11 protein-coding genes are annotated in these 11474 nt (G+C 65.1%); all 11 read left to right on the top strand.

The annotated features are described in order from the left end of the window. On the top strand, positions 1-254 hold a 254-nt coding region (locus ABFE16_19000), incomplete at its 5' end, for an IS4 family transposase (GenBank protein ID MEN6347387.1). 458 nt (positions 255-712) lie between these two features. Continuing rightward, on the top strand, positions 713-2587 hold the full coding sequence (glmS, locus tag ABFE16_18995) for a glutamine--fructose-6-phosphate transaminase (isomerizing) (protein MEN6347386.1): 1875 nt from the start codon (positions 713-715) through the stop codon (positions 2585-2587). A gap of 361 nt (positions 2588-2948) precedes the next feature. Next, positions 2949-3524, top strand: a complete 576-nt coding sequence (locus tag ABFE16_18990; GenBank protein ID MEN6347385.1) for an aminodeoxychorismate/anthranilate synthase component II — start codon at positions 2949-2951, stop codon at positions 3522-3524. Further along, entirely contained in the window at positions 3521-4294 is a 774-nt protein-coding gene (locus tag ABFE16_18985; GenBank protein ID MEN6347384.1) for a methyltransferase domain-containing protein, read from the top strand. The genes ABFE16_18990 and ABFE16_18985 overlap by 4 nt, the downstream gene beginning before the upstream one ends. A gap of 100 nt (positions 4295-4394) precedes the next feature. Continuing rightward, positions 4395-5420: an anthranilate phosphoribosyltransferase gene (gene trpD / locus ABFE16_18980; GenBank protein ID MEN6347383.1), complete on the top strand. Its 1026-nt coding sequence runs from the start codon at positions 4395-4397 to the stop codon at positions 5418-5420. Positions 5421-5568: 148 nt separating this feature from the next. Then, positions 5569-7143, top strand: coding sequence for a DUF262 domain-containing protein (locus ABFE16_18975; protein MEN6347382.1), 1575 nt, complete (start codon positions 5569-5571; stop codon positions 7141-7143). A 60-nt stretch (positions 7144-7203) separates the two neighbouring features. After that, the gene (locus tag ABFE16_18970; GenBank protein ID MEN6347381.1) at positions 7204-7662 is read left to right on the top strand and encodes a GAF domain-containing protein; all 459 of its coding nucleotides are present in this window, start codon (positions 7204-7206) and stop codon (positions 7660-7662) included. A 33-nt stretch (positions 7663-7695) separates the two neighbouring features. Continuing rightward, positions 7696-7860, top strand: coding sequence for a hypothetical protein (locus ABFE16_18965; protein MEN6347380.1), 165 nt, complete (start codon positions 7696-7698; stop codon positions 7858-7860). A gap of 45 nt (positions 7861-7905) precedes the next feature. Further along, on the top strand, positions 7906-8730 hold the full coding sequence (gene trpC / locus ABFE16_18960; GenBank protein ID MEN6347379.1) for an indole-3-glycerol phosphate synthase TrpC: 825 nt from the start codon (positions 7906-7908) through the stop codon (positions 8728-8730). A gap of 294 nt (positions 8731-9024) precedes the next feature. Next, entirely contained in the window at positions 9025-10212 is a 1188-nt protein-coding gene (gene trpB, locus ABFE16_18955; protein ID MEN6347378.1) for a tryptophan synthase subunit beta, read from the top strand. A 235-nt stretch (positions 10213-10447) separates the two neighbouring features. After that, a complete protein-coding gene (gene trpA / locus ABFE16_18950; GenBank protein MEN6347377.1) occupies positions 10448-11230 on the top strand; it encodes a tryptophan synthase subunit alpha in 783 nt (260 codons plus the stop codon). The last annotated feature ends 244 nt before the right edge of the window (positions 11231-11474 follow it).

Genomic DNA, 11474 nt, shown 5'->3' with positions numbered 1-11474 from the left:
CGACGGTTGCGTTTCTGGACATCGAGTGGCAAGCGGCCTACTGCGCGCTGCACCACGGGCAAGCGCCACCGAAGGAGACGCCGACGCTGCGGGAAGTGACCCGTTGGGTAGCGCAACTGGGCGGCTTCCTGGCTCGCAAGGGCGATGGCGAACCGGGAGCCAAGACGCTCTGGCGCGGGCTGAACCGCCTGCATGACATCGTCCTGGGCGCCCTCCTCTTCGCCCCCCATCTCCTAGATGTGGGTAATGTATAGACGCGGTGGCGAGGGGGATGCCGGAGGCAGGGGGTGAGGTGCCGTTTGCCGTTCCTGGAGAGCGGGCAGGGGGTGAGGTGCCGTCGCCGTGCGTGCAAAGGGGGCAGGTGGTGAGGTGCCGTATTGTGAAGGCAGGCAGGATATGGTAGGCTTACCAAGGAATAGGAAACCCGATGCCTGGGTGTGAAAGGGCGGTTCACGCTTTAGGGCCTGTTGCCATGCGTCGTCCCCAGGTCTTGCCGCTGACCGACAGACGTCGGCCTCGCAGCGTGTTCATGACCGGCCGGCCCGTGCCCGTGCGGGACGGCCCGTTGTGCTTGCCCCGTTGGTAGGTAGTGCCCCGCGACTGTTGCGCGGCGCTTTCCATCGTCGATCGGCCCCTCGTCCCTGGGAGTAATGCTCTAACTATCACCTCGTGACGCCTCGTCACGGAAGACACGCAAAGGAGCGCAAGTCACATGTGTGGCATTGTTGGCTACATCGGCACCCGTCAGGCGCCGGCGATCTGTCTGGCCGGCCTGCGTCGCCTCGAGTACCGCGGCTATGACTCGGCCGGTATCTCCGTCGTCACTGCCGCCGGGACCCTCGACACCCGCAAAGTCGTCGGCAAGCTCGATATCATGCAGGAAACCCTCGGCAAGCAGCCGCTCGTCGGCTCTCTGGGAATCGGCCACACCCGCTGGGCCACCCACGGCAAGCCCTCCGTCGAGAACTCCCATCCGCATCTGAGCTGCGACGGCAAGATCGCCGTTGTCCACAACGGCATCATCGAGAACTACCAGGAACTCCGCACTCAGCTTGAGGGCGAGGGTCACGTCTTCAAGAGCCAGACCGACACTGAGGTCATGGCTCACCTCGTCGAGAAATACTACGATGGCGATCTGCGCGAGGCCGCTCGCAAGGCCGTTCTCGATCTCAAGGGTGCCTTCGCCTTCGGCATCATCTGCTGCGACAGCCCCAACGAGCTTATCGCCGTCCGCCGCTTCTCCCCGCTGGTCGTCGGCATCGGCGAGGGCGAGAACTACATCGCCTCCGACATGGGCGCGATCCGGGCCGAGACCGACAAGGTCTACGTCATCAACGACGACGAGCTATGCAAGATCACGGTCGACGGCGTCGAGATCACGGACCTGCAGCTCAACCCGATCCACCACGACCCCTATGTGATCCCCTGGCCCGCCGACGCGGCGGAGAAGGGCGGCCACAAGAAGTTCATGCACAAGGAGATCCACGAGCAGCCCGATGCGATGCGGGCCTGCCTTGCCGGTCGCCTCAGTGATCCGGACAAGCCCATCACCTTCGAGAACATCGGCCTGACCGTCGACGAGATCCGCAACCTCAAGAAGGTCGTCTTCACCGCCTGCGGCACCGCTTACCATGCAGGCGTCGTCGGCCGCTTCCTCATGGACAAGCTGGCACGCATCCCGGCCGAAGCTGATCTGGCCGCCGAGCTCCAGCAGCGCGATCCCGTCGTCCTCGACGACACCCTCTGCATCGTCGTCAGCCAGTCCGGTGAGACCGCCGACACCCTTGAGGGTCTGCGCGCCATGAGGCGCAAGGGCGCCAAGGTCATCGGCGTCATCAACGTCGTCGACAGCTCCATCGCTCGCGAGAGTGACGGCGTGGCCTACATCCAGGCCGGTCCGGAGATCGGTGTCGCCTCCACCAAGGCCTACACCCTCCAGGTCCTCACCATCGAGCTCCTCGCGCTGTACTTCGCCGAGATCCGTGGCACCGCTTCCCCCGAGCAGATCCGCGAGATCAAGAAGGCCCTCCTTGCCGCTCCGGCGCAGGCCGAGACCCTTCTGTCCCGCGAGGATGACGTGCTCGCGGTCGCCAAGAAGTACTACCAAAAGTCCAATGCGCTCTACCTGGCCCGTGGCGTCAACCTCGCCACCGCCATGGAGGGCGCTCTCAAGCTCAAGGAGATCAGCTACATCCACGCCGAGGCCTACTCCGCCGGCGAGATGAAGCACGGTCCGATCGCCCTCGTCTGCCCGGAGATGTTTGTCCTGGCCGTCGCGCCCGCAGGCCCGACTCACGACGAGATGGTCGGCAACATCATGGAGATCAAGGCCCGCAGTGGCCCGCTTGTTGCCGTGGCCTATGACGGCGACGAGAAGATCCCGCAGACCGGCGTCGACCCCGATGCCGACCCGAGTGACATTGCGGCTCAGCCCAACGACATGATCTGGGTCCCGGCGACTCACGAGTATGTGTCGCCGATCACCATCGCCATCCCCTTGCAGTTGCTTGCGTACCACATGGCCGACCTCCGCGGCGAGCACATCGACCAGCCGCGCAACCTGGCCAAGACCGTTACCGTCAAGTAACTGCCTCTAGTCCATGCCCGTAGGATCCAGGGTGGCCCGTCTTCGGACGGGCCACTTGGATTCTTGGCGGGCAGTGAGACGCCCTGGCCGTGATCTGTTGCCCTTGCCTTTCCCCCTCGCCACGCGTGAAGAGGGGACAGGGGGTGAGGTGCCGCCCCTCCCTTGACGTTTCGCCCTCGATGCGCGAAGATAGAACCAAGGTCGGGTAACGATCCCATGCTGGCGTAGCTGTCTCCGGTGCGGGGAGAACGACGTATCGGTATGGGAGTCTCAGCCCAGGCTCTGGCACGGCCCGCCTTCCGGGCCAGCCGGGATCGGTCGGACGCGATCGAGACCGGCACTGTGGAGACATACACCGACCATGCTCCTTCTCATCGACAACTACGACTCCTTCACCTACAACTTGGTCCAGTACTTCGCACAACTGGGCGAAGAGGTACGCGTATACCGCAACGACAAGATCACCGTCGAACAGGTCGAGGACGCAAAGCCTGACCTGCTCGTCATCTCTCCCGGTCCCTGCACCCCCGCAGAGGCCGGTATTTCCATGCCTCTGATCCAGCACATGGCCGGAAAGGTCCCCATCCTCGGCGTCTGCCTGGGCCACCAGTCCATCGGTCAGGTCTTCGGCGGCGAGGTGAAGCGCGCCGACCGGCTCATGCACGGCAAAAGCTCGCCCATCCATCACGACGGCAAGGGTGTCTTTGCCGGCCTGCCCAACCCCTTCGACGCAATCCGTTACCACTCACTGCTCGTCATGCGCGATTCGCTGCCCGCGTGTCTGGAGATCTCGGCCGAGACCGACCAGGGCGAGATCATGGGCCTGCGCCACCGCGAGTACCCCATCGAGGGCGTGCAGTTCCACCCCGAGTCCATCATGACCGGGCCGGGCATGGACCTGCTGCGTAACTTCGTGCAGATGGGCCGCAAGCCATGAGACACTGGGTTGCCCCGCCAACCGCAAAGGAGGCGGCGGACGCCTGGGAACGTTCGGCCGTCGACTGGATCGCGCTGGTGCGTGAGCGAAAGAGCGCCTGGCGCGAGCATGTCATCCTGCCTGCCTTCTGGCGGCTCGTCGGGAACGTTGCCGGCAAGCGCCTGATCGACCTTGGCTGCGGCGAGGGTGCCGTCACGCGTGAGCTCACCCGTGCCGGCGCTCACTGCACGGGCGTTGACCTGACCCCGACTCTGATCACCGCAGCCCGAGAGGAAGCGGCGCAACAGGGCCTCGACATCACCTACCGGCTCGGCGACATGACCGATCCGTCGCCCTTCGAGCCTGGTAGCTTCGACCTTGTGACCTCCGCTATGGCCCTGACGGAGCCCCCGAACGGACTGGACACTTTCGCCGTAGCCTCCCGGTTGCTCAAGCCTGGTGGTGAGATGGTCTTCATCATCCCTCACCCCGTGCTGGAGCGTGGCGAGTGGGAGGCGGACGACGAGGGCCTCAGGACCGCTTGCGTGATCCGCGACTACTACGGACCTGCGGTCGTGCTCGAGAAGGTTGCGCGGTGGTTCGGCGACGAGACCTACCAGTTCTGCTTCAACCTCAGCGAGTACCTCAATGCCCTGGCCGAGGCGGGCCTCATGATCGTCGCTTCCGAGGAGCCCGTGCCTGATGCGGCGGGGCTTGAGGAGCACCCAAAACTGCGCTGGTTTCTCAAGATCTCGCCCCTGTGGGCAGTGAGGGCGCGCAAGGTCCTCTGACGTATCCCTACCGGGCTGGTCGGCCCCTCCGGCAGCCCCTCCCAATCCCTGAACACTACACGCGGCGCCGGAGGGCGTCGTGGAAGGGTGGAGGCCCATTATGGTGGAGCCTATCCACATGCTGAAGACGATCCTTGATGAGTTGGTTTCGGGCCGCGACCTGGCCCCTGAGCAGGCCTACGGCGCCCTGAACGTGATCATGAGCGGCAATGCAACGGATGCCCAGATCGGCGGCTTCCTGATCGCCCTGCGCATGAAGGGGGAGACCGCCGAGGAGATCGGCGGCTTCGCCCGGGCCATGCGAGACAATGCCGTGCCAATCCGCACTTCGCGCAAGAACGTCATCGACACCTGCGGAACCGGTGGCGACCGCGTCGACACCTTCAACATCTCCACCGCCGCTGCTCTGGTAGCAGCCGGAGCCGGGGTCGCAATCGCCAAGCACGGGAACCGGGCCGTCTCGAGTCGCTGCGGAAGCGCCGATGTCCTGAAGGCCGTGGGCGTGAACATCGAGGCATCGCCCGAGGTGGTCTCGCACTGCCTCGATGAGATCGGCATCGGCTTTCTCTTCGCGCCGACCTTGCACCCGGCGATGCGGTATGCCATCGGCCCGCGACGTGAGCTGGGCCTGCGCACCGTGTTCAACGTTCTCGGTCCGCTGACAAACCCCGCCGGGGCACGTCGGCAGCTCATCGGTGTGTTTGCGCCGCAGTACACCGAGCTGCTGGCCGAGGCCCTGCTGACCCTGGGCAGCGAGCACGCCCTGGTCGTCCACGGCCTGGTGGGCATGGACGAGATCTCCACCGTCGGCGAGACGCAGGTCTCGGAGCTTCGCGACGGGGCGGTCACGACCCAGACCTGGACGCCGGAGCAGTTCGGCATCGAGCGCGCCGAGCTCGACCAGATCAGCGGCGGCGACCCGCAGACCTGCGCGGCACTCCTGATGGCCGTGCTCGAAGGTGAGAAGGGACCGCGGCGCGACATCGTCCTGCTCAACGCTGCGGCAGCCATCTACATCGGCGGCCTGGCGAGGAGTATGGAGGAAGGCCTGGAGAAGGCCGCTGCGAGCTTGGACAGCGGCGCTGCGAGGACCAAGCTGGAGGCCCTCAAGACCCTCAGCAGGTGATAGACGGCAAAATGCGGAACGAGCAGACGCCCATGTGTACTGAATCGGCCTCCTAGTCTGCCCTTACCCTCAAGACTGGCTGTTGGCGCAGACTGGGCGTCGTTCGCACAGCATGCGGCAGTCACGAGCCGCGGAGGTGTTCAGCAGTATGGCCGAACCTTCGGTTAGCATCGAAACCATGGGCTACACCCAGCTCATCGAGGACATCGGGCAGGGGGTTGTCAAGATACCCGCCTTCCAGAGGGATTTCGACTGGGACCTCGATCGCACGCTCCGGCTGCTCGACTCCATCGCGAAGTGCTACCCCATCGGCTCCTTCCTGTTCTGGGACACTGAGGAGGAGCTCGGGTCACTTCGGAACATCGGCAACATTGCGCTTCCCGATGTCCCTGCAGGCAGGCAAGTGAGCTACGTCCTTGACGGGCAGCAGCGAATCACCTCTCTCTATGCCTCGGTGGTCGAGGCCGAGGTGGAGGGCGAGACCTACAAGGTATACGCGGACCTGGAGGCCGACCCGCGACGCGAGGAGATCTTCCGAAGAGACTGTCCGAACGCTCGTACCTGCATACCCCTTGCTGACCTTGTGGGCGAGAGGGCGCACACCATCACGCCTCGGCTGGCCAAGGCGCGACTGCGTCGGTTCAGCGAGATTCGTGAGGCCTTTCGGACCTACCAGTTCCCTGTAGTCCGGGTACGCAACCAACCCTCCCACGCGGTCTGCGAGATGTTCGAGCGCGTCAACAGGGGCGGCATGTCGCTGAACCTGTTCGACATCATGGTGGCGAAGACATGGTCGAAGGACTTCAACCTGCGAGAGAGATGGGATCAGCTCTCAGACGAGTTCGAGCAAAAGGGCTTCGGCTTTGACGGAAGACTAATGCTGCAGGCCATCGCAGCGCACGTGCGAGGCGGCGTGTCCGAGCGGGACATCATGGGGGTGGGACGCGACGATATCGCCGAAGCCTGGGGGCACACCGGCGCGTGCCTCAAGCTGACGGTGGACTTCCTCCGTCAGGCCGTTAGTCTGCCCAGCCTGGGGCTTCTCAGCTACCCCGCTGTGCTTGTCGTGCTGTCGCACTTCTTCGACCGGAATGGTCGAATGAACCCGGACGCGAAGCGGTCGCAACAGCTGTGCCAGTACTTCTGGCGCGTCGGGTTTGGGGCCCGCTACTACGCGGATGCCGGCAGTAGAACCGAAGCCGATATGAAGCTGATGGGCGACCTTGCTGGGAAGACGCGCCGCGTGCTATGGGAAGTCGATCCCGTTCCTCCCGAGCGCATAATCGAGGCACCCCACAAACCCTCCTGGGCGTTCTCGGCTGCAGTGCTGGCCGCCCTGGCGAAGACCGGTCCGGTCGACCTCCACAGCGGCATGCCGGTAACTCTGGACAACTCCCTCTCGAGGGCCAACGGACGCCACTACCACCACATCTTCCCGAAGAAGTGGCTCGCGGGGAAAGGGTGGGACGAGAAGCAGGCCAACAGCGTTGCCAACATTATGCTCATTCCGGCTCAGACGAACCTCGGCATTGGGGCGCAGCCGCCCTCGAAGTACCTGCGGGAGTTTGCTCGCAAGGCAGGCACCAACTGGCGACGGTGGCTCAGGACGCATCTGATCTTCTCCTCGGCCGAAGACGCCTTGATGAGAGACGACTACGCCCGGTTCCTGAAGGAGCGTTCGAAGAGTATCGCCGACCGTGCGAACCGCCTCATGGGGCTCTAGGACGGAGTGGGCGGCGGAGTAGGCCGTGTTACGCTGGTTGGCCGCCCCGGGGAGGAAACCGTGACCTGCAGCTACGAACAGACACTGGCCCATATCCGCGACACGGTACCTGGGCGGTCGCCCGAAGAGGCCGTTCAGGTGGCCATGCAGGCCATCCAGGACCGCCATCCCCGCTACCAGTGGGTCGGCGTCTACGTGCTCCGTGGCGACGTGCTCGAGCTCGGACCCTTCGTCGGCAAGCCGACCGACCACGTCCGCATTCCCGTCGGTAGGGGAGTGTGCGGGACTGCCGTCTCCGAGCGGACCAACCAGGTCATTCAGGACGTCCGCGCCATCGAGAACTACCTTGCCTGCAGCGATACCGTGCGTAGCGAGATTGTCGTGCTCCTCTGGCATGAGGGACAGATCGTCGGGCAGATAGACTCCGACTGCGATGACCCCGGCGCCTACAGCCTGGAGGATGAGACCTTCCTGCGGGGAGTCGCCGAGGTCCTCGCACCACTGGTGGCGCAGCTATGACCCGTCCGTCTCCAGCCCCAGGTTCAGCGGGTCATGATCAGCGCGGACCGCAGTTGCCATGACCTGAGCCTTGCGGGTAACATCCTCAGCGCCAAGGGCTGGGCCGTGCAGTACGATCCGGCCTCCCGGGGCCTCTGCCTCACCAACAACCGCTTCATGAACCCACAGACGCAGGAGCCGCCAAGGGCAGGCAACTGACCTGCCGCGACCGCCCTCCTGTGTTGGAGATCGATATCCTGAGCTATGGCCGACACTATCCTTGATGAGATCGTCGCAAACCGCCGCCTCGAGGTGGAAGCGCTCAAACAGAAAGTCCCCGTGCACCACCTGCAGGAGCGCATCAGGCAACTTGGTTCGCCACGGAACTTCCGTGCCATGCTCCGCGGTCCCCAGGTGAAGGTCATCGCCGAGATCAAGTACGGCAGCCCCAGCCACGGGGCCTTCGACCAGCTCCTCGACCCGCGGGTCCTGGCCCAGGAGTACTCCGGAAACGGCGCCTCCGCCATCAGTTGCGTCACCGAGGCCAAGTTCTTCCACGGGTACGACTTCATGGTTCACCGGGCGCGCAGCTACATGCCCCTGCCGGTGCTGCGCAAGGACTTCATCTGCGATGACTACCAGGTCTACGAGTCGCGAGCTCTGGAGGCCGACGCGATCCTGCTCATCGTTGCGGCGCTCAGGGACCTGGAGTTGCGTCTCCTGCTGCAGCTTGCCAAATCCCTTGATCTGGGCGTGCTGGTTGAGACGCACAACGCCGAGGAAATCCAGCGCGCTCTCGACGCCGGGGCCGAGGTCATCGGCATCAACAATCGCGACCTCAAGACCATGACCGTGGACCTGGCGCACACCGAGGCCCTTGCGTCGCGCGTCCCCCGGGATCGCCTCCTCGTCAGCGAAAGCGGCGTCCACGGCATCGAGGATGTCCAGCGACTGGCCGCCTGTGGCGTCGATGCCGTCCTGGTCGGGTCGATCCTCATGGAGAGCGAGGACCCGGGCCAGCGCCTGCGACCTCTCACTTCGGTCCAGGCCCGGCCGGGCGAGCGTCCCAGGGACCGAACCGAGGTCTGACCCTTCGACTTGACTTCGCCTTGCGGGCGCAATACACTACGCCTAGACGGACTGCGGAGAGATAACGAGATGCACATCGAAAGGAATCCTCGAGCCTGGTCTTGGCGTCACTCGCTCTAGCGCGAGCCGCCTGTCAGCCTGCCTGGGATTTCGTAGACCGAACCTGTGGCCGTGGGCGTGCTCGCAACGCTCACGGCTTTTTTGCGACTGCTGGAGCTTTGCCAGTCCACATATCTGCTGCCCGGAGGGGACGAGCCCCGACCGCGGGCAGCCCACCGAAAGGGAATTGCCACGATGACCACGCAAGCCGAACCCGGACGTTTCGGTCGCTATGGCGGCCAGTACGTGCCCGAGATGCTCATGGCCGCCCTGCAGGAGCTTGATGCCGTCTACGCCGAGGCGAAGGCCGACCCCAGCTTCCAGCAGGAGCTTGACGCCTATCTGCGCGACTATGCCGGCCGTCCCTCGCCACTGACCTATGCCGCGCGCCTCAGTGAGCTCGTTGGTGCGAAGGTCTACCTCAAGCGCGAGGACCTCAACCACACCGGCTCCCACAAGATCAACAACACTCTCGGCCAGGGCCTGCTTGCCAGACGCATGGGCAAGCCCCGGGTCATCGCCGAGACCGGCGCGGGCCAGCACGGTGTCGCTTCGGCCACCGTCGCTGCCCTCTTCGGCATGAAGTGCGCCGTCTACATGGGCACCGAGGACATCCGCCGTCAGGAGCTCAATTGCTACCGCATGCAGCTTCTCGGCTCCGAGGTCGTGCCGGTCAGCTCCGGCTCCGGCACCCTCGCCGACGCTCTCGATGAGGCCATGCGCGACTGGATCGAGAACGTGGACGACACCTTCTATATCATCGGCAGCGTCTGCGGACCGCACCCCTATCCGACGATGGTGCGCGACTTCCAGAGCGTCATCGGCAAAGAAGCCCGGCAGCAGTGCCTGGAGAAGGAAGGCCGCCTCCCGACCAAGGTCTTCGCCTGCGTCGGCGGCGGAAGCAACGCCATGGGCATCTTCCACGACTTCCTCGGCGACGAGGGCGTCGAGCTGATCGGTGTCGAGGCCGCCGGTATGGGCGTGGACACCGACAAGCACGCCGCGACCCTCACCAAGGGCACCTTCGGCATCCTCCACGGTGCGGCCGAGTACGTGCTGCAGGATGAGGACGGGCAGGTTCTGGAGGCCTACTCCATCTCCGCCGGTCTTGACTACCCGGGCGTCGGCCCCGAGCACTGCTACCTCAAGGACACCGGCCGAGCCCAGTACGTGCCCGTCACCGACCGAGAGGCCCTCGACGCCTTCATCGCTCTCTCCGAGATGGAGGGCATCATCCCGGCGCTCGAGAGCTCCCATGCCGTCGCCGAGGTCCTCAAGCGCAAGGGCCAGTTCGCGCCCGACGACCTGATCGTCATCAACGTGTCGGGCCGGGGAGACAAGGACGTCGCCGAGGTCAAGCGCCTTCTCGCTCTGCGCGGCTGAGAGCCTTCCGGTGCTAGCACTGACGCGCTGAAGTCCGTGTCCCTGGGCTGTCCGGGGCCTCGCCGTTCTGGCCCGAAGGGTGCGGATTCCGGCAGCGCAAGCGAAGCTTCTGCCCGGAATCCGCACGACAAGAGGGGTCTGGGGCCTGGGCCCCAGCGGGGTTGTAGGGGCGGAGCCCCTGCGCCGTGAAGACCCCGACCCGGTGCTGTTGGTACCAGAGAGGGGTTGTTCGTCCATGAGTCGTCTTCAGCAGGCCTTCTCGGAGGCCAAAGCCGAGGGCCGAGGCGCCCTGATCATCTATCTGTGCGCCGGCGATCCGAGCCTTGCCGCAACTCGTGACATCGTGTGGGCCATCGAGGAGGCCGGGGCCGATCTCGTCGAACTCGGCGTGCCCTACTCCGACCCGGTGGCAGATGGCCCGACCATTCAGGCGGCAGCCAAGCGTGCGCTCAAGGGCGGCGCCAGGGTCGCCGGAGTCCTGGAGTGCGTCGCCCAGATCCGTGAGCGTTCGCAGATTCCGCTGGTGATCATGTCCTCCGTGAGTCCGCTCTTCCGCTTCGGGCTCGACCGCTTTGCCACGGAGGCTGCGGCAGCCGGTCTCGACGGAGTCCTTCTGGCTGACCTGCCGCCGGAGGAGAGCGGCGAGTGGCGGGAGCTGGCCGAGGCCAACCACCTGTCGACGGTGTTCCTGGTCTCACCGGCAACGCCACCGGCACGGATCAAGCTGGCCGCCGATGCCACCACGGGCTTCGTCTATGCGGTCTCGCGTGCCGGAGTGACCGGGGCGCGCACCGAGCTTCCGCCGCAGTTGCCGGAGATGATCGCCCGCATCCGCGAGGTCACCGACAAGCCCGTCGCCGTGGGCTTCGGTGTCAGCACCCACGACCACGTGCGCTCCGTGTGGCAGGTCGCCGACGGCGCCATCGTGGGCAGTGCCGTCGTCAAGGTCATCGCCGAAGCCGGCGAGAACCCGGCGCCTGCCGCAGCGGCCTTCGTTCGCAGTCTGCGAGGAGGCTAACCCTCCCAGCGACCGGGACCATGCCTGCCATGAACTTCGGGGCGGTCTGCTCCCCTTGGGCCGCCCCTTGCTCCTTTCCGGCGCGGTTCCTTTGCCGTGGCTCTTGTCGTTGCCGTTCCCCTCGCCACTGCGTGGAGAGGCTAACATGAAATGGCCTGCCTGGTGGCGAAGGATAGGGTGTCGCGCCCATTTCACCACGAAAGGCAGGCCAAAAATCATGACCCGGATCGCCTTCGACGTCCAC

Source organism: Armatimonadia bacterium (assembly GCA_039679385.1).
GTDB lineage: Bacteria > Armatimonadota > Zipacnadia > Zipacnadales > JABUFB01 > JAJFTQ01.
The sequence above is the reverse complement of the archived record's forward strand: the minus strand, read 5'-3'. Positions and strand labels throughout refer to the sequence as shown.

Bases quoted from the DNA above. Each gene is read 5' to 3' on its own strand.
- trpA (MEN6347377.1), top strand. From the start codon at position 10,448: ATGAGTCGTCTTCAGCAGGCCTTCTCGGAGGCCAAAGCCGAGGGCCGA.
- trpB (MEN6347378.1), top strand. From the start codon at position 9,025: ATGACCACGCAAGCCGAACCCGGACGTTTCGGTCGCTATGGCGGCCAG.
- trpD (MEN6347383.1), top strand. From the start codon at position 4,395: ATGGTGGAGCCTATCCACATGCTGAAGACGATCCTTGATGAGTTGGTT.
- glmS (MEN6347386.1), top strand. From the start codon at position 713: ATGTGTGGCATTGTTGGCTACATCGGCACCCGTCAGGCGCCGGCGATC.
- trpC (MEN6347379.1), top strand. From the start codon at position 7,906: ATGGCCGACACTATCCTTGATGAGATCGTCGCAAACCGCCGCCTCGAG.
- ABFE16_18975 (MEN6347382.1), top strand. From the start codon at position 5,569: ATGGCCGAACCTTCGGTTAGCATCGAAACCATGGGCTACACCCAGCTC.
- ABFE16_18985 (MEN6347384.1), top strand. From the start codon at position 3,521: ATGAGACACTGGGTTGCCCCGCCAACCGCAAAGGAGGCGGCGGACGCC.
- ABFE16_18990 (MEN6347385.1), top strand. From the start codon at position 2,949: ATGCTCCTTCTCATCGACAACTACGACTCCTTCACCTACAACTTGGTC.
- ABFE16_18965 (MEN6347380.1), top strand. From the start codon at position 7,696: ATGATCAGCGCGGACCGCAGTTGCCATGACCTGAGCCTTGCGGGTAAC.